This window comes from Amycolatopsis sp. NPDC006131, assembly GCF_040614175.1.
GTDB classification, from domain to species: domain Bacteria; phylum Actinomycetota; class Actinomycetes; order Mycobacteriales; family Pseudonocardiaceae; genus Amycolatopsis_E; species Amycolatopsis_E tucumanensis.
In genome coordinates, this window is record NZ_JBEXTX010000017.1 from 60,397 (window position 1) to 77,497 (window position 17,101).

General features: G+C 74.1%; 17 protein-coding genes. 5 read left to right on the forward strand and 12 right to left on the reverse strand.

Annotated elements, in window-relative coordinates:
- Positions 1-34: 34 nt before the first annotated feature.
- The gene (locus tag ABZ215_RS12220; protein WP_020423026.1) at positions 35-568 is read left to right on the forward strand and encodes a GtrA family protein; all 534 of its coding nucleotides are present in this window, start codon (positions 35-37) and stop codon (positions 566-568) included.
- 197 nt (positions 569-765) lie between these two features.
- Here the strand turns inward: ABZ215_RS12220 and ABZ215_RS12225 are convergent, their stop codons facing one another.
- The gene (locus ABZ215_RS12225; RefSeq protein ID WP_027932449.1) at positions 766-2,055 is read right to left on the reverse strand and encodes an ATP-binding protein; all 1,290 of its coding nucleotides are present in this window, start codon (positions 2,053-2,055) and stop codon (positions 766-768) included.
- Positions 2,055-2,747 carry a response regulator transcription factor gene (locus ABZ215_RS12230; RefSeq protein ID WP_026153804.1) on the reverse strand — a complete coding sequence of 231 codons (693 nt, stop codon included), beginning with the start codon at positions 2,745-2,747 and terminating at the stop codon, positions 2,055-2,057. Before ABZ215_RS12230 ends, ABZ215_RS12225 begins: the two co-directional genes overlap by 1 nt.
- A gap of 47 nt (positions 2,748-2,794) precedes the next feature.
- Here ABZ215_RS12230 and hisN point away from each other — a divergent pair, with 47 nt between their 5' ends.
- On the forward strand, positions 2,795-3,577 hold the full coding sequence (gene hisN, locus ABZ215_RS12235; protein ID WP_354949511.1) for a histidinol-phosphatase: 783 nt from the start codon (positions 2,795-2,797) through the stop codon (positions 3,575-3,577).
- On the opposite strand, the gene ABZ215_RS12240 is transcribed toward hisN, so the two are convergent.
- From ABZ215_RS12240 to ABZ215_RS12275, 8 genes are all read right to left on the reverse strand, one after another.
- Entirely contained in the window at positions 3,562-4,095 is a 534-nt protein-coding gene (locus ABZ215_RS12240; RefSeq protein ID WP_354949512.1) for a DinB family protein, read from the reverse strand. The genes hisN and ABZ215_RS12240 overlap by 16 nt on opposite strands.
- A gap of 68 nt (positions 4,096-4,163) precedes the next feature.
- Positions 4,164-4,442 (reverse strand): hypothetical protein, encoded by a 279-nt coding sequence (locus ABZ215_RS12245; RefSeq protein ID WP_017986852.1) that lies wholly within the window; start codon positions 4,440-4,442, stop codon positions 4,164-4,166.
- Positions 4,439-6,286, reverse strand: a complete 1,848-nt coding sequence (locus tag ABZ215_RS12250) for a TNT domain-containing protein (protein WP_354949513.1) — start codon at positions 6,284-6,286, stop codon at positions 4,439-4,441. The genes ABZ215_RS12245 and ABZ215_RS12250 overlap by 4 nt, the downstream gene beginning before the upstream one ends.
- A 3-nt stretch (positions 6,287-6,289) precedes the next feature.
- Entirely contained in the window at positions 6,290-6,610 is a 321-nt protein-coding gene (locus tag ABZ215_RS12255; RefSeq protein ID WP_020423031.1) for a hypothetical protein, read from the reverse strand.
- Positions 6,607-7,032: a YbaB/EbfC family nucleoid-associated protein gene (locus ABZ215_RS12260; protein WP_354949514.1), complete on the reverse strand. Its 426-nt coding sequence runs from the start codon at positions 7,030-7,032 to the stop codon at positions 6,607-6,609. The genes ABZ215_RS12255 and ABZ215_RS12260 overlap by 4 nt, the downstream gene beginning before the upstream one ends.
- Before the next feature lie 85 nt (positions 7,033-7,117).
- Complete coding sequence (locus ABZ215_RS12265; RefSeq protein WP_354949515.1) at positions 7,118-7,717, reverse strand: GNAT family N-acetyltransferase; 600 nt, start codon at positions 7,715-7,717, stop codon at positions 7,118-7,120.
- Complete coding sequence (locus tag ABZ215_RS12270) at positions 7,698-8,243, reverse strand: PH domain-containing protein (protein ID WP_354949516.1); 546 nt, start codon at positions 8,241-8,243, stop codon at positions 7,698-7,700. Before ABZ215_RS12270 ends, ABZ215_RS12265 begins: the two co-directional genes overlap by 20 nt.
- A 23-nt stretch (positions 8,244-8,266) precedes the next feature.
- Positions 8,267-9,088 (reverse strand): biotin--[acetyl-CoA-carboxylase] ligase, encoded by an 822-nt coding sequence (locus ABZ215_RS12275; protein WP_354949517.1) that lies wholly within the window; start codon positions 9,086-9,088, stop codon positions 8,267-8,269.
- A 99-nt stretch (positions 9,089-9,187) separates the two neighbouring features.
- Between ABZ215_RS12275 and ABZ215_RS12280 the strand changes: the two genes are divergently transcribed.
- Positions 9,188-10,315, forward strand: coding sequence for a C40 family peptidase (locus ABZ215_RS12280; RefSeq protein WP_354949534.1), 1,128 nt, complete (start codon positions 9,188-9,190; stop codon positions 10,313-10,315).
- A 471-nt stretch (positions 10,316-10,786) separates the two neighbouring features.
- On the opposite strand, the gene ABZ215_RS12285 is transcribed toward ABZ215_RS12280, so the two are convergent.
- Positions 10,787-14,137, reverse strand: a complete 3,351-nt coding sequence (locus ABZ215_RS12285; protein ID WP_354949518.1) for a BTAD domain-containing putative transcriptional regulator — start codon at positions 14,135-14,137, stop codon at positions 10,787-10,789.
- 68 nt (positions 14,138-14,205) lie between these two features.
- Here ABZ215_RS12285 and ABZ215_RS12290 point away from each other — a divergent pair, with 68 nt between their 5' ends.
- Positions 14,206-15,075 (forward strand): alpha/beta hydrolase, encoded by an 870-nt coding sequence (locus ABZ215_RS12290; protein WP_354949519.1) that lies wholly within the window; start codon positions 14,206-14,208, stop codon positions 15,073-15,075.
- 28 nt (positions 15,076-15,103) lie between these two features.
- On the opposite strand, the gene ABZ215_RS12295 is transcribed toward ABZ215_RS12290, so the two are convergent.
- Positions 15,104-16,450 (reverse strand): MFS transporter, encoded by a 1,347-nt coding sequence (locus tag ABZ215_RS12295; protein WP_354949520.1) that lies wholly within the window; start codon positions 16,448-16,450, stop codon positions 15,104-15,106.
- An 82-nt stretch (positions 16,451-16,532) separates the two neighbouring features.
- Here ABZ215_RS12295 and ABZ215_RS12300 point away from each other — a divergent pair, with 82 nt between their 5' ends.
- Positions 16,533-17,048: a helix-turn-helix domain-containing protein gene (locus tag ABZ215_RS12300; RefSeq protein ID WP_354949521.1), complete on the forward strand. Its 516-nt coding sequence runs from the start codon at positions 16,533-16,535 to the stop codon at positions 17,046-17,048.
- Positions 17,049-17,101: the final 53 nt, after the last annotated feature.

Sequence of the window (17,101 nt, forward strand, 5' to 3'; positions counted from 1 at the left end):
ATCCCCCGTTCCGCGGACTACGTACACTGCGCAAGTGACCGTTGTGGAAAGCGTGTTGTCGCACACGCCCGAGCCACTGCGCTCGGTGTTGATCAAACATCGGGAGCTGCTCAAATTCGGGATCGTCGGCGGAACGACCTTCATCGTCGACAACGGTGTCTGGTACCTGCTGAAACTGAGCGTGCTGGAAGACAAGCCGACCACCGCGAAAGCGATCGCGATCATCGTCGCGACCATCGTGTCCTACATTCTCAATCGCGAATGGTCGTTCCGGACTCGGGGGGGACGGGAAAGGCACCACGAGGCGGCGCTGTTCTTCGTGATCAGCGGCCTGGCCGTGGCCGTGAACCTGATTCCGCTGTGGGTGTCGCGGTACGTGCTGCACCTGGAACTGCCGCACGTGAGCCGATTCGCGCAGGAGGCGGCGGACTTCGTCAGCGGGTCCATCATCGGCATGCTGCTGGCGATGGTGTTCCGCTTCTGGGGCTTCAAGCGGTGGGTCTTCCCGGACGAACTGGGGAAGCGCCGCAGGGACCTCTCCCGCGACGAGGCCGACAGCAACGCCTGACGCTGCCCGCTCTGGGTTCGGCTGCGGCCGGCCCCAGCTCAGTGGCGGCACGCGCTCCGCAGGCCAGCACTCGTTCATGCTTTCCGGCACCCGCGGGCAGCGCCACGCTTCCGCCACCGGCCCCGGGCGAACCGCCCCAGCAATGCCTGACGCTGCCGCCCCAGGGGCTTACGGCAGACGGCTGAAGCTCGCCCCGCTCAGCGGGGCACGCGCTCGGCGGGCCAGCGCACCTCCGGCACGTCCCCCGGGTTCGGCACCCGCAGGAACAGGCTGAACACCGCCGGCCGCCGGCTGGACAGTTCCAGCCGCCCGCCGTCGGCTTCCGCCAGGGCACGAGCCAGCGCCAGCCCGACCCCCGTCGAGCCGCCGCCGGAAAAACCGCGCTCGAAGATGTGCGGCGCGAGGTCGTCCGGGATCCCCGAGCCGGTGTCGCTCACCTCGACCACCACCGTGCCCTCGGTCTCGCCGCGGCGCGCGGCCAGCGTGACCGTCCCCGCCCCGTGCCGCAGCGCGTTGTCCAGCAGCACCCCGACCACCTCGCGCAACCGCCCCGGCGTCGCCCGCGCCATCAGGCCCTCGCCGATCCTCAGACGCAGGTTGCGGCCCTCCGCGCGCAGCAACTGCCGCCACTCCTGCGACACCTCGGGCAGCTCCGCGGCCAGCTCCAGCGCCTCCGTGTCGACCTCGCTCGCCGCGCGCGCCGCCGCCAGCAGCTCCTCCAGCGCCTCCGACAAGCGGTCCGCCTGCTCCTGCGCCGCCCGCGCCTCCTCCGCCGTGTCCGGGTCGTCGGCCACCGTCAGCGACTCCAGCCGCAACTGCAACGCGGTCAGCCTGCTCCGCAGCTGGTGCGACACGTCCCCGACCAGCTGTCGCTCCCGCTGCACGAGCTGCGCCAGCGCGGTCCCCGACGTGTCCAGCGCCTCGGCGACCATGTCCAGCTCGCCGATGCCGTAGCGGCTGGTGTCCGGCCGGAAGTCCCCGCCGCCGAGCCGCGCCGCCCGCTCGGCCACGTGCCGCAGCGGCTTGGCCAGCCGCCGGGCGGTCACGGTCGCCACCACCGTCCCGATCGTCACCGAGAACACCACCAGCAGCAGGACGGCCAGCGTGACCGTGGTCTGCCGCGACCGCAGCGGCCCGGACGGGATCGACAGCTCCAGGTGCCCCTGCCGCGCCAGCTGCACGGTCGCCGTCACCGGGTCCTCCCCCGGGTCGGCGCCCTCGGTCATCCGGTCCTGGCCCGGCACCTCGACGACCAGCTTGCCGCCCTGCGGGATGGCGACCGACACCTGCGTGAGGTCGTTCTGGTCGAGCGCGCCGTCGGCCAGCTCGGTGTCCAGCGTCGCGGCGATCTGCGCCGCGCGGCCGGCCAGGTCCTCGTTGTAGATGCTGTCGACCAGCTTCCACGCGGTCACGCCGAGCGGGATGCCCAGCGCCGCCGCGGTCACCGCGACGGCGAGCAGGATGGCGAGCAGGATCCGGCGGCGCACTAGTCTGCGTTGAACCGGAAGCCGACGCCGCGGACCGTCGCGATCCGCCGCTCACCGTCGCCGTGGTGGATCACCGACCCCTTGCCGTCGCTGGTCACCGACAGCTTGCGGCGCAACCACGACATGTGCATGTCGAGCGTCTTCGACGTCTTGGACTCCAGGTCGTTCCACACCTCGGCGAGGATCTCGTCGCGGCTCACCACCTGCCCGGCGTGGCTCATCAGCACCCGCAGCAGCTCGAACTCCTTGTTCGCCAGCTGCACCTCGCGGCCGTCGACGAGCACCATCCGCGCGCCGAGGTCCATCCGCACCCCACCGGCTTCGAGCACCTCCGGCGCCCGGCGGCGCAGCAGGGCGCGGATGCGAGCCAGCAGCTCCGCGAGCCGGAACGGCTTGGCCACGTAGTCGTCCGCGCCGGCGTCGAGGCCCACCACGAAGTCGACCTCGTCGGTGCGGGCCGTGAGCATCAGCACCGGCAGCTCGCTGCCGTTCGCGCGCAACCTGCGGCACACCTCCAGACCGTCCATGCCGGGCAGCCCGAGGTCGAGCACGAGCAGGTCGACCCGCTTGGCCTGGGTGGTGTCGAGCACCGCGGGGCCGTCCCCCACCACTTCGACGTCGTAGCCCTCCCGCTCGAGCGCGCGCGACAGCGGGTCCGCGATCGCCGGGTCGTCCTCGGCCAGCAACACCATGCTCACCTGGCCAACTCTACGACCGCGGCCCGTGAAAACATCGTGGCGTGGCGAGCTACACGGACGATCTCATCCTGGCGGGGAAGCTCGCGGACGCGGCGGACTCGATCACCACGGCCCGGTTCCGCGCCCGCGACCTGAAGGTCAGCAGCAAACCGGACCGCACGCCGGTCACCGACGCGGACACCGCGGTCGAGGACGCGGTGCGCGAGGTGCTCGCCGCCGAGCGCCCGGACGACAACGTGGCCGGCGAGGAACGCGGCGGCACGGGCTGGGAGTCGGGCCGCGCGTGGGTGCTGGACCCCATCGACGGGACGAAGAACTTCCTGCGCGGCGGCCCGGTGTGGGCCACGTTGATCGCGCTGGTCGAGGACGGGCAGCCGGTGGTCGGCATGGTCAGCGCGCCGCTGCTGGGCCGCCGCTGGTGGGCCGCGGCGGGCGAGGGCGCGTGGATGAGCGACTCCGCGGGCGAGCGCCGGATCTCGGTGTCGGCGGTGTCCGCGCTGTCCGACGCCTACCTGTCCACGACGGACCTGGGCTCGTGGACCGAGTACCACTCGCGCGAGGCGTACCTGGGCCTCGTGGACGCCTGCTGGGAAACCCGTGCCTTCGGCGACTTCTGGCAACACTGCCTGGTCGCCGAGGGTGCGATCGACCTGGCGGCCGAGCCGATCGTCAACCCGTGGGACGTCGCGCCGATGCAGATCCTGCTCAGCGAGGCCGGCGGCCGGTTCTCCGATCTGAGCGGCGCGGAGCGCTTCGACGGCGGCTCGGCGTTGTCGTCGAACGGGCACCTGCACGACGAGGCGCTCGGCTACCTGCGGCGGTAGCGCTCGCCGGTCACGTCCCAGAGGTGGTGCAGCGGGTCGTGGATGAAGTAGCGCGCGAAGGTGTCGATGGTGAAGTGCGCGCCGTCGCTGCGGGTGCCGATCCGGTCCCACTCCGCGCCGGTCACCTCGGCGAGCGCCGCGGCCAGCCGGTCCGCCGCCGCGGTCAGCTCGTCCGCCACCACCCGCGGGTCCTGGGTGTCGTACCGGTCCTCGACCGCCGTCGCGTCCTGGTCCCAGTTCGGGAACAGCGGGGCATCCTGCGTGCGGATCAGCCGCAGGCGCTCCAGGTAGATCCGGCACACGTCGCGCACGTGGCAGCCGTACTCCAAGGTGGACCACTTGTCCGGCGCCGGCCGCTCCCGCGCGTCCGGCTTGCCCAGCGCCTCGCGCCAGGCGCCGGCGTTCGCGCGCAGCATCGCGGGCACGTCTTCGCGCGTGAACGTCGCGGCGTCGAAACCGCATTCCGGGCACGGCGCGCGCAGCACCCAGGTCCAGTCCTTGGTGTCGGGGGTGATCATGGGTCGAGCATCACCGCGGCACCCCGCGAGCACCAGCGCGAATTCCTTAACGGTGACGTCAGCCCGGCTTAAGCGGGCGCGGGCAGCAACCCCACCGCACCGCGGGCGACCTGCGACCACGCCAGCCTGCCGAACAGGTAGTGGCACGCGACCTGCTCGTTGGTGAACCGGGCCCAGTCGTAGCGGTTGCCCTGCTCGCGCCAGAACACCTCCCACACCGGGCCGCCCTCTTCGGACTCCTCGACGCGCAGCAGGCACCACGCGTTGTCGGCCTCCTTGCCGATCGAGATCACCTCGCCGGGCACCCCGATGGCCGCCAGCCACCGCACGATCGACTCGACGTTCACTGCGCAGCGCCCTCCTCGAACGTGATGTCCGCCAGGTACCCCAGGGTGACCAGCTCGTCGGCCGAATAGACCGCCCGGTACCGCTCGCCGCCGCCGGGCTGCCCGAACCACGGCGCCGACACCGCGCGCCACACCGGCACGTCCCGCAGCACGCGGTACCGCCGGTAGCCGGCGTCGCGGACCGGCGGCGGCAGCGACCGCCGCGCGAACGGGGTGCCGTCCGGGGCGAACACCCGGCCGCGCGGATCGCCGAACCGGTCCAGCACCGCGCCCTCGGCCAGCACTTCCGGCTCGCCCTCCGCGGTCCCGCCCTCGGGGTACAGCTCGCCCGGCGGCCACGCGTACTCCGGCACCTCACGGCGTTTCCCGGCGAGGAACCGGCGGTCCCAGTCGCGTTCGTGCAGACCGCCGAGCGGGTCGTACCCGGCGAGCACCTCGGCCGGGGGCGTCCCGGCGGGCGAGGGACGGCGGCCGTACCCGGCCTGGACCTTCGCCAGCGCGTCGTCGGTGCGGATCAGGTCCGAGCGGGGGTGGTCGTGCGGCGGGAACCGCAGGCCCGGCGCGTAGTCGACCTCACACGGCGGCGCGGGCAGCTGCCGCGCCGGCTTGTCGGTGGCGACGGGCAGGTGGCCGATCGGGAACATGTGGACCCGGAACAACGCGACGATCGTCTCCCGCTCCTGCCGCGGCGCGCCCATCGGCTCCGGCACGCGCGGGGCGGGCTCCGGATACGGCTGGTACGGCTGGCGCGGCCCCGGCGCGACTGGCGGCTGCGGTGCGACCGGTGCCTGCGGTGCGACCGGCGGCTGCGGCGCGACTGGTGCCTGCGCGAAGGGGGCCGCGTACCCGGCCGCGGGAGCCGCCGGCGCGTACCCGGCAGCCGGAGCGGGCGCGCCCGGCAGTCCCGGCATCCCCGGCATTCCCATCGGCGGCACGGCGTTCTCGGAGAACCCCGCGGCGACGGTTCCGTTCGGCAGCCCGGTCGACGGCGTGGGCACCTCGTCGAAGCCCCCGGAATCGAGCAGCCCCTCGTACTGCGGCAGTGACGGCGGGGTCGGCGGGTCCGGCAGCTGGATCGGGCCGGTGTCGGTGTCGGCGAAGGCCGGTTCGGGGACCACGGGCGGCACCACCGGCGGCGTCAGCACGGCCGAGGCCACCGCGGACGGCACAGCCGGCGCGGAGGACACAGACGGCGGCGCGCTGCCGAGCACCGCGGGGGACGGCGTGACGACCGGCGCCACCAGTTCCGGCGCCAGCCCGGTGACCACACCGAGCAGGGCGCCCTGGCCGTCCGGCGTGCGCGCGCCCGGGTTCGGCTCGACGAGCGGGGTGACCAGCGAGCCGACCGGCGCCGGCCCGAGAGTCGCGGCGAGGCCGTGCGTCACGACCGCCAGGTTCGCCGCAGTGCCGCGCAGGATCGGCTCGACGCCGAGGATCGCGGTCGGGTGGCCGTTCTCCGCGGCGGCGAGGCTCGCGTCCCGGTTCTTCGCGGCCTCGACGAGCTGCCGCACCAGTTCGACCTTCGCGGCGCCGACCTGCTCGGCCGCGTTGTCCAACCGGTCGGCGGCTTCGGCGGCGCCACGCGCGGCGGCGGTGAGGTGCCCGTGCTCCGGGTCGACGAACGCCGACCACGCCCGCCCGGCCGCCTCGCCGGCGTCCCGGGACAGCGCGGCGACCGCGGTGCCCGCCTGCTGGTCGGCCTCCGCGGCGAGCGCGGTCAGTTCGCGGTGCGCGTCGCGCCAGGCGGACGCCTGCTCACGCAACCTGTCCTCGTCCGCGTCCGGCCAGGACAGCCCGGTTTCCGCGGCGAGATCGGCGAGTTCCCGCGGCAGCTCGATGCCCATGCGCTACCCCTGTGCCGTGTCGGTGATCGCCTGCTGCGCGTCCTCTTCGGACCCGCGGTAGCGCCCGGCGGCCTCGCCGACGGTCTGCCCGAACGCCGTCAGCCGCCCGGACAGGCTCCGCAGCCCGGCCAGCGTCTCCTCGGCGGACGGCACGTGCGACGCCGCGATCGCCTGCCCGACCGGGCCGTCGCCCCAGGCGCCGTCCGCGCCGGCGAGAGCGCGCTCCAGCCGCTCTGCGACCGCCGCCGCGCGCTCCGCGAGGTTGCCGAAGTCGCCGGAGGAAACCGCGAGCCGGTCAGCGTCGGCTTCGAATCCGCCGCTCATCGCGTCATCCAGCGGTGGTCCTCGAGGCTCTCCTCGTCCGGGGCGACGCGGGGTTTCGCGGGCGCGATCTCGGTCGCGTCGAGGTCGCCGGTGCCGAGCAGCAGCGCCTGCGGATCGGTGCCCGCGGGCAGCACCGGCGCCAGCACCTCACCGGCCCGCGCGAGCGCCCGCACGGTGGCTTCGGCGGTGACCCGCACGATCTGCTGCGCCAGCTCGTTCGGCCGGTACCGCCAGTACGCGCCGTCCGCGACGGTCAGGGAAGTCAGGGTGCCGCGCGGGCCGACGGTCGCCGTGATCAGCCCGTCGGCGTCGGTTGCCGAAGCGGTGACGGCCGCGAGATCGCGCTGCGCCGAAGCGAGGTTCTCCCGGCTGCGGCGGTAGTCGGCGAGCAGTTCCTCCACCTGCGCCCGATGCTCGGTCACGGCACCCCTCCTCGCGAGTACAGCAGTCGGCTCGGACTCGGACGCGCGGCGACGCGCTCCGGTTCCCCCTCGGCATCAGGTTGCCTCATCGAGCCGAAATACGCATGAGTGCCCGAACCGTGTCACGTCGTGCGGTCAAATCGAAACCAGCCGCGGCGAACATCTCGACGGTGCCGTGGTAGAGCTCGCCCGCGGGCCGCTTTTTCCTGGCGTCCACCGGATATCCCTCGACGACGCGGGCGCCGCGGTCGAACGCGTGCCGGGTCGCGGCGCGCAGCATCGCCGCCGCGATGCCCCGCCCGCGGGCACGCCGGTGCACGTAGAAACACGTCACCGACCACACGTCCGTGGGATCGTCGTCCGGCAGCGCGGCGACCCGGGAGGTGGCCAGGCGCGGGTTGTCCAGCCGAGGCGAGACCGCGACCCAGGCGACCGGCTCGTCGTCGAGGATCCCCAGCAGCCCCAACGGTTTTCCGGCCTGCACCTCGTCGCGCACGTGCGCCTTGTGCTCCTCGGGACCGGTCTCGCGGAACTGCCTGCTGGTCATCCGGAACCAGGCGCACCAGCAGCCGCCCTGCAGCCCGCTCGGGCCGAGCAGCCGCTCGAACAGCGGCCAGTCACCCGCGGTCAGCTCCGTGATCCGCAGGTCGCTGGATCGGGTGAGATCACCGGACGCCGCGGCCACGGGGTTGCGGTCCCTGCTCGCCGGGGAAGTCGTCGTACGGGTTGTCGTTGACCTGGCGGTAGATCATCGTGTGCACCCGTTCGACGCGCGGGATGTCCTCGAACCGCAGCGGCTCGTCCGAAGCGGACTCGATCACCAGCGTGCCGCAGCCGAAGAGGCGGTCCACGATGCCGTGCTCGAACTGCACGCTGCTGATCCGGCCCAGCGGGATGTCGATGCCGGTGCGCTTGATCACGCCCTCGCGGACGATGAGGCGGTCGGTCGTGACGATGAAGTGGGTGGTGCGCCAGCGGACCAGCGGCACCAGGAAGAACCAGACGATCAGCACCACCGCGACCACGGCGATCGCGATGCGGGCCACGTCGTTCCACGGCGTGGGCGCGTCGCCGGCGAGCGTGACGAGCCAGATGCCCAGCCCCACCGTCACGAGAAAACCGATCACCGGCCAGATCAGCATCTTCGCGTGCGGATGGCTGTGCACTATGACCTGCTCGTTCTCGCTGAGCAGATCGTCGGGGTAGGCCACTGCGAACTCCTCTCGCGACCGCTTCACCGTACCGGGCGCAGGTGCACGACGTCTCCGGCGAACACGGTGTGCCGCTTGCCGTCCTGGCCACGCACTTCCAGCTGGCCGGCGCCGTCGACGTCCTCGGCCGTGCCGAGGATCGCGTGGTCGCCCGGCAGCAGCACGCGCACCTCCTGACCGAGGGTCTCGCAGCGGGCCCGGTAGTCGTCCAGCAGGCCGGCCTTCCCGAGATCGCCGCCCGCCGCGCGCCAGCGGTCCTCCCGGTCGGCGAGCGCCGCCAGCAGCAGCGCGGCGACGTCGGTGCGGTCGGTGGTGCGGGCGCCCTGCTCGGCCAGCGACGTCGGCAGCAGCCCGCCCGCGCCCGGCTCGACACCCGGGCCGAGCGGGCGGACGTTGAGCCCGATGCCGAGCACCACGCCCAGCTCGTCCCCGGCGACGGCCTCGGACAGGATGCCCGCGCACTTGCCGCGGTCCGGGCCGGCGAGCACGTCGTTGGGCCACTTGAGGACGGCGTCGACACCCAGTTCGGCGGTCAGGTCGGTCACCGCGAGCCCGGCCGCGATCGCCAGCGAGCCCAGCGCGCTGAACGGGACCTCCACCGGGCGGAGCAGCACGCTGAGATAGATGCCACTGCCCTTGGGGGACGCCCACACCCGCGCGCGCCTGCCGACGCCGGAGGTCTGCTCCTCGGCGATCAGCACGGTGCGGTCCGCCGCGCCCTCGACGCTCGCCCGCCGCAGGTCGGCGTTGGTGGAGCCGGTGCTGGGGACGACGTCCAGCGCCGCGTACGGACCCTGCGGGGCGAGCAGTTCGGCGCGCAGCCGCCCGGCGTTGATCGCGTTCATGTGGGAAGCCTATTCGCCCTCCGTCACGCACGAGGGGGTCCGGTCGTTGGATCACTGTGTCCGGAGCGGCCGTTGTCTTTTAGTGTTGGCGAGGTGACCATGCGTTTCCGATCCTGGGGGCGGGCCGCCGCCGGGCGTGCCCTGATCGCGCTGATCCTCGTCGCCGCCGTGGGCACCTGCGGGTGGCTGCTGGTCGAGCCGCCGGGCGAACCGGTGCGGGCCGCCGCCGACGTGGTGCCGCCCGAGCCGCCGCCGGGCAACGCGGCGCTCGCGTCCGCGCCGACCGTGCTCGAGCCGAACGCGCCGGTGCAGGCGCAGGCGCCCCAGGAGCAGGGCCGCAGCGAGCTGGAGAAGTGGGCGGCCGGGCTGAGCGGGCCGCTGGACATCCCGGAGCGCGCGCTGATCGGGTACGCGACGGGCGAGCTGACGTTGCGCGAGGAGGACCCGGGCTGCCACCTGTCGTGGGTGACGCTCGCCGGGATCGGCAAGGCCAGCACGGACCACGGCCGGTTCGGCGGCGGGTCGCTGCGCACGGACGGGACGGTGACGAAGGCGCTGGGCGCAGTGCCGCTGACCGGCGCCGCCGGTGAGGCCGCGACGGAGCCGCGCAGCGGCCCGATGCAGCTCACCCAGGCCGAGTGGCAGCGGGCCGGCGCGCGGGGCGACATCCAGGACATCGACGACGCGTCCGTGGCCGCGGGCCGCACGCTGTGCGCCGGGAACACCGACCTGCAGGCCGGGCAGGGCTGGTGGAAGGCGATCGAGCACTACCGCGACTCGGACCTGTTCCGCCAGCAGGCGCTCGGCAACGCCCAGCTGTACGCGCAGCTCTCGCTGGATCCGGCGTCGGCGTCCGCGCCGTCGGTGCGGGCCACCCGGTTCGCCCTCGACCAGCTCGGCCTGCCCTACGTGTGGGGCGGCAACGGCCCGGACGCGGGCGCGGCCGGGTTCGACTGCTCCGGGCTGACGAAGGCTGCCTACGACGCGGCGGGCGTGAACCTGCTGCGCACCGCGGACATGCAGTTCCGGTCCACCCCGGCTGTCGCCGAGCCGAAGATGGGCGACCTGGTGTTCTACGGCAACCCGGCGACGCGCATCCACCACGTCGGCCTCTACCTGGGCAACGGCCTGATGATCAACGCGCCGACGCAGGGCATGGCCATCCAGATCGCGACGTACCGCACGCGGACGGACGACTACGCGGGAGCGAGCCGCCCGGCCGCCTGACGCAGTCACCTCCTGGGCCGGCGGTTGTCGAGCTTCTTGGCCCGCAGGTAGCCGCCCGTTCCTCCGCCACGTCATCGACGACCTGATCCACTCGGCTCAGCGCTGCCACGAGATCCTCCGGCCAGCGGTCCGGAACATCACCACCGGTGGGTCTCCCAGTGCACGACTGCACCACCTCGTGAAGGAATTCGGCCGCAGGCGTGGAATTGTCGTACTCCCCGGGCAGGCTGGCCGACATGACCGAGACCGGCTCCACCCCGACAACTTCCATCCGCTCGCGGCTCGACCGCGAAGGCCTGCCCCGCAACGGCCGCGCGCATCGCCGGGCGCCCGGCACGATCGCGAGGCGTGAACCGCTTCGAGCCGAAGCCACGCTGCGCCGGCCCGAGCAGCCACCGCGCACGTCTGCCGCCCGGACCGCGACGCGACCGGGCAGCCGTCACGAGCACGCGAGGCTGTGGGCACCTCAACTCAACCGTTGCCGTGGCGGCCCAGCTCGTCCAGGTACCGGCTGACCGGGCCGAGCGTGAGCAGTCCGCTGCCCGCGCCGGCCAGTTCGCCCGCCGCGGGCAGCAGTTCGGCGTGCAGGCGGGCCATCGCCGGCCGGTCGCCGCGGCGGATCGCGACCAGGGCGTGCAGGCACGTGCGGGCTTCGAAGAGCAGGTCGCGGGGAGACGGCGGGATCTCCGACCCGTCGTCGGACACCACGGGACGGCACCACGGCTCGTAGGCGCCGAAGTCGAGGTCGTGCCCGGGGTCGGCGCCGCGCTGGAGGCGGTCGCACAGCAGGGCGAAGCCGAGGATCCCACTGTCCACACCGGACATCCCGGTGCCTGCCAGCCGGGCCGCCGCCGCGCGGTACGCCGCTTCGGCGGGTTGCCCGGCCGCGGACGTCCGCATCGCGCGGTACCACTGCGTGAACACGCCGACGAGCGGGATCTCGTGCTTCTCGCCGAGCTCGTCGGCCGCCTCCGCGTGGCGGTCGGCGGTGGCGAAGTCGGCGAGGGCCGAGGCGGCTTGCACCAGGACGAGGTGGCCGAGCACCTCGAACGTCACCAGCTCGTGGCGCCGGGCCAGCTCGACCAGCTCGCGCCCGATGCGGGCCCGCTCCGGTGCGAGCCCGGCGCGCTCGAAGGACTGCATGAACCTGGCGTTCAACGCGAACGCGAGCAGGGCGGGATCGTCGAGGCGCCGGGCCAGTGCCTCGGCTTCCCGCGCGGCCCGCGGTCCCCGGTCGCCCGCGGTGTTGCGCAGTTCGAGGGCGAGCGTGGCGAGCAGACGTGCGCGAACCGCGTCTTCGCCCGGTGGCAACGCGTCCAGGGTCCGCTCGGTCGCGTCGGCGATCCGCCGGGCGAGCGCGGGATCGTCGGCGGCGGTCCAGATCGCGGGCACGTCGAAGGCGACGAGCACGCGTGCGGTCAGCGCGGGGTCGCCGACCTGCTCGGCCAGGGTGAGCGCCTCGGCCCGGTGCTCGCGCGCCCGATCGAGCTCACCGGCGACGGCCAGCGCCCGCACGAGGCCCATGATCAGCTCGAGCCGCTCCGGCACGCCGGCGCCGGAGGCCACACCCCGATCCGCGCCCGCAGCAGCACCACGATCCCCACCGGCAGCCGCACCACCTGCGCCGCCAGCCACACTGCCATCCCCACCGGCAACCGCACCACCTGCACCGCCAGCCACACTGCCATCCCCACCGGCAACCGCACCACCTGCGCCGCCAGCCACACCACCAGCCCCACCGGCAACCGCACCACCACCACCACCGGCAGCGGCAGCACTCCCGCCGGTCACGCCACGATCCGGCTCGGCGGGCGCGCGGCGGTCGGCGTGGTCGAGCGCGGCCTGCCACAGCCGCGCGGCCTCGTGCGGGGCGAAGCGGCGCTCGGCGTCCTCGGCCGCGGCGCGCGCGTACCGCACCGCGGCGGGGGCCTCGGCGAGCAGGAAGTGGTGCGCCAGCGCGGCGACGTCCCCGGGCCGCAGGCGTTCGATCGCCTCGCCGATCCGCGCGTGCAGCCTGGCCCGGCGCGAGCGGGACAGGTCCTGGTAGAGCGTGTCGCGGACGAGGGCGTGCGCGAACCGGAACCGGCCCGGCCCGTGTTCGACGAGGAAACCGCGCTCGGCGGCGAGTTCGAGGGCGTCGAGGGCGTCGCCGGACAGGAGGTCCAGGTCGACCTCGGTGCCGATGACCGCGGCCTGCCGCAGCACGGCCTGGACCGCGTCGGGCAGCTGAGCGACGCGGTACCGGACCACGTCCCGCACGCCCGGCGGCACCGCCGCCAGCGCACCCTCGGTGTCGAGCACGCGCGCCAGTTCGCGCACGAAGAACGGGTTGCCGCCGCTGCGCTGGTGGATCGTCCGGGCGGTGCCGGTGTCGACGTCCCGGCCGGTGGTGGCCCGCACGAGCGCAGGCACCGCGTCGGCGGGCAGGCCGCCGAGGTAGATCCGCACCGGCTCGGCCCGCGCGATCCGGCCGAGAAAACCGGCGAGCCCGGGGGCGACGTCGGTGCTGCGGTAGGTGGCGACGATCAGCACCGGCCCCGGCAGCGGGTCGGTGACCAGCGCGGACAGCAGCGCCAGGGTCTCCTCGCCTGCCCAGTGCAGGTCGTCGAGGACCAGCAGCAGCTTGCCCCGCCGGGCGAGCTGTTCGCGCACGGCGCGGTGCCACTGGAAGCGGTTCGGCTCGGCCGGGGGCGCGATGCCGAGCGCGTCGAGGATCCGGGTCCACGGCCAGGCGGCGGGCACGCCTTCGTGCTCGGGGTTGACGCCCCACGCGGTGGACCAGCCGCGCGCTGCCATCTCAGCGGTGAACGCTTCGGCGAGGGCGGTCTTGCCCGCGCCCGCCTCGCCGGAGATGAGGACGAGGGGCGTCCGCCCGGCGGCTTCGACGAGCCGTGCCAGCTCGTCATCCCGCCCGACGAGCGGTTCCCCCAGCGCAGCGCCCCGCCCGCCCGACGCCTGACCCCCCAGCGCAGCGCCCCGCCCACCCGGCAGGCCCGGCGCCTCACCCTCCGACTCATCGCCCCGCCCGACCGAGCCCGGCGCCCGGCCACCCGACTCAGCCATCGCACCACGCAGCTCGGGCGCCTGCGCGAGGATGTCCGCCTCCAGCTCGCGCAAGTCCGGCCCTGGGTCGACTCCCAGTTCGTCGGCCAGCGACTGCCGTGCCCGGCGCAGCGCGGCGAGCGCGTCGCCCTGACGGCCGGCCCGGTACAGGGCAAGCGCGAGCAGCCGCCACCCGTTCTCCCGCAACGGATGCGCGCCGGTGTGAGCCTCCAGGTCCGGCACGGCTTCCGCGGCACGCCCGAGGCCCAGCAACGCGTCCGCCCGGCGCTCCACCGCGAGCAGGCGCAGCTCGTCCAAGCGGGCGATCTCCGCGCGCGCCCAGGCCTGATCGGCGAACTCGGCGTAGGCCGGGCCGCGCCACAGACCCAGCGCCTCGTCCACAAGGGACAGTGCTGCGGCCGGCGCGAGACCGGCGGACTTCGTGACCGCCTCCTCGAAGCGCCAGGCGTCGACCTCGTCCGCACGCAGCGCGTAGCCGCCGCCGGTGGTCACGAGCAACTGCGCGGGGGTGCGCGGCGGCCGGTCGGGTTCCAGCGCGCGGCGCAGCGCCGCGACGAAGGTCTGGATGGCACCGACCGCGCCATCGGGCGGGTCGGCCCACAGGTCGTCGACGAGGCGGTCGACCGGCACCACCCGGCCGCGCGCGATCAGCAGGCGCGCGAGAACGGCCCGGTGCCGCGGTCCCTTGAGGTCGAGCGGACCGCGCCCGGCCTCGGCGATCAGCGGGCCGAGCACCGCGAACCGCACGGACGAGCCCATCACCACGCACTGTAGCCGCTGAGCGCGTGCTGATCCGTTGCTGACCGGGCCGGCGCACGCTCGGTGCCATGCAGATCACCGGATTCGATTACCAGCGGGTTCCCGTCGCCGAGGGCGTTTCACTCAACGTGGCCATCGGCGGTTCCGGCAGCCCGGTCGTGCTGTTGCACGGCTTCCCGCAGACCCACCTGATGTGGCGGCACGTGGCCGCCGACCTCGTCGCCGACCACACCGTGATCGTGCCGGACCTGCGTGGCTACGGCCACAGCGACAAGCCCGCGGACACCGGCGAGACGTACTCCAAGCGCACGATGGCCGCCGACGTCGTGGCGGTGGCCCGCGCGTTCGGGCACTCGCGGTTCGCGCTGGCCGGGCACGACCGCGGCGCGCTGGTCGCGATCCGCGCCGGACTGGACCACCCGGACACCGTCACGCACCTGGCATCGCTGGACGTGCTGCCGACGCTGGACATGTGGGACGTGATGCACGGCGCGAGCGCGGCGGTCGGGTTCCACCTGTACCTGATGGCGCAGCCGCCCGGGCTGGCGGAGAAGATGATCGCCGCCGTGCCGGACGACTTCTTCGGCTACTTCCTGGACGCGTGGACGCAGAACCCGGACGCGATCCCGGCGGACGTGCGGGCCGAGTACCTGCGCGCCTCGCGTGAGGCGGTGACCTCGATCGTCGCCGACTACCGGGCGACCGCCGGGATCGACATCACGCACGACACCGCCGACCGCGAAGCCGGCCGCCACCTGACGATGCCGGTGACCGTGCTGCAGCAGGACTGGGGCGCCGCGCTCGGCTACGACGCCGTGGCGGTGTGGCGGAAGTGGGCGCCGGACCTCGACCACCGGACGGTGACCTCAGGGCATTTCATGGCGGAGGAAGGCCCGGCCGAGGTGATCAAGGCGCTGCGAGACCTCCTGGCGCGATGACGGCGAGCAGCGGACGGCGGATGACCGACTAGCCCCGTCCGCTGCTCACCAGCCCGTGCTCCGGAACGCGCTCCCGGCTCAGGGCTGTCACCACAGCGCCGAGCAAGGCCAACGCGCCCGTGATCGCGGCCGCGTAGTTCACCCCGGCCGCACCGGGCGCCACCGCCAGCACGACCGCGACCAGGGCGATCCCCAGCGCGGATCCGACGTAGCGGGCCGTGTTGTTGGCCCCGGTGCCCATCGCGGCTCGGTCGGGCGGCACGGTTCGCACCGAGAGCCCCGCCAGCGCCGCGTTCGACAGGCCGGTGCCGACGCCCGCCACGGCCAGCCCGGGCGCGAGGTGCCACCACGACGAGTGCGCCGTCAACCCGAGCGTGGCCAGCTCCCCCGCCGCGCACAGGCCGAGCCCCAGCGCGGCCTGGCGCCGGTCGCCCAGCCGTCCCGTCACCCGCCGGGCCTGGGCGGCCACCACGAACGACACACCCGACCAGATCGACACCACCGCCGCCGCGGCGAGCGGGGTCAGCCCGAGCAGCCGGTGCAACAGGCTGGGCAGGAACGTCATGTACGACACGACCGCGATCCCGCTGGTCAGCGCCCCCGTCGTGGCCGCGCGAAACGCCGGGGCGCGCAGCAGCCGCAGGTCAATCATCGGCTCCGCGACCCGCAACTCGACCACGACGAACACCCCCAGCAGGACCACCGCCGGCGCCGCCCAGACGACCACACCCGCGTCCCACCCCGCGCGGGCCTCGGTCAGGGCCGCGACCAGCAGCGCGATCCCCGGCCCGAGCGTCAGCAGGCCCGCGAAGTCCGTCGGCCGCGGGATCCCCCGGGACTCCGGCAACCGCGCGCCCGCGGCCGCCACCGCCGCGCCGAGCAGCGCGATCAGCCAGTACACCGACCGCCAGCCCGCCGGCGCGGTCAACAGCGCGGCCATCACCGGCCCGACCGTGATCCCGCCACCGAGCATCGCGCCCCACAGCCCCGTCGCCCGCACGCGCGCCGCCCCGGCCGGGTGGGCGTGCGCGATGAGCCCCAGGCTGGACACCAGCAGCGCCGCCCCGGCCACGCCCTGCACGATCCGCCCCAGGACGAACGCCCACGTCTCCGGGGCCAGCGCGCACAGCACGCTGCCGGCCGCGAGCCCCGCTCCGCCCAGCACGAACACCCGCCTGCGGCCGAACGTGTCCGCGAGACTCCCCGCGATCAGCAGCGCCGCGGCCAGGCCGAGGCTGATGCTCCCGAGGATCCACGTCTGCCCGGCGGGCCCCGCCCCGAGCGCGTCCGCGATCTCGCCGAGCGTGGCGAGCGGCGCGGTGAAGTTCACCAGCACCAGGAACGCCGCGGCGCACGCGATCACCAGCGTTGCCATCACCCCTCCAGTTCAGTCAACGAACTAGGAGGGACACTAGCAGCAGTAGTTCAATAACTGAACCAGTCGCTATGCTGGATCCGTGGCACTCGGCAAGGACTACGCGACCCAGGACTGCTCACTGGCGCGGGCGCTGGAGGTCGTCGGCGAGCGGTGGACGTTGCTCGTTCTGCGGGACTTCTTCTACGGCGTCCGCCGGTTCGGCGACCTGTGCGCGCACCTGGACATCCCGCGCGCCGTCCTCACCGACCGGCTGAAGTCCCTGGTCGCCGCGGGCCTGCTCGAACGGCGTCCGCGGCCGTCCGGCCACGAGTACGTCCTCACCGAGCGCGGCATCGCCCTGTGGCCCGCGGTGTTCGCGTTGGCGCAGTGGGGCGAGCACGAGTTCGGGCCGCCCGCCGGGCCGCGGCGCGTCTTCAGCCACGCGGACTGCGGCACGGCCGTCACGGAGTCCGGGCTCTGCCCGCGCTGCCGGACCGTCCCCGCGCCGGCGGACCTGGTGGTGAGCCTCGGCCCCGGTGCGAAGCGCGACCACCGGGACGACCCGGTGAGCGTCGCGCTGCGGGAGCCGCACCGGCTGTTGACCCCGCTGACCTGATCCGCTCTGCGCGAAATCCCTGGCCCGCCATTCACGGGCTCAGGCAGAGTCGA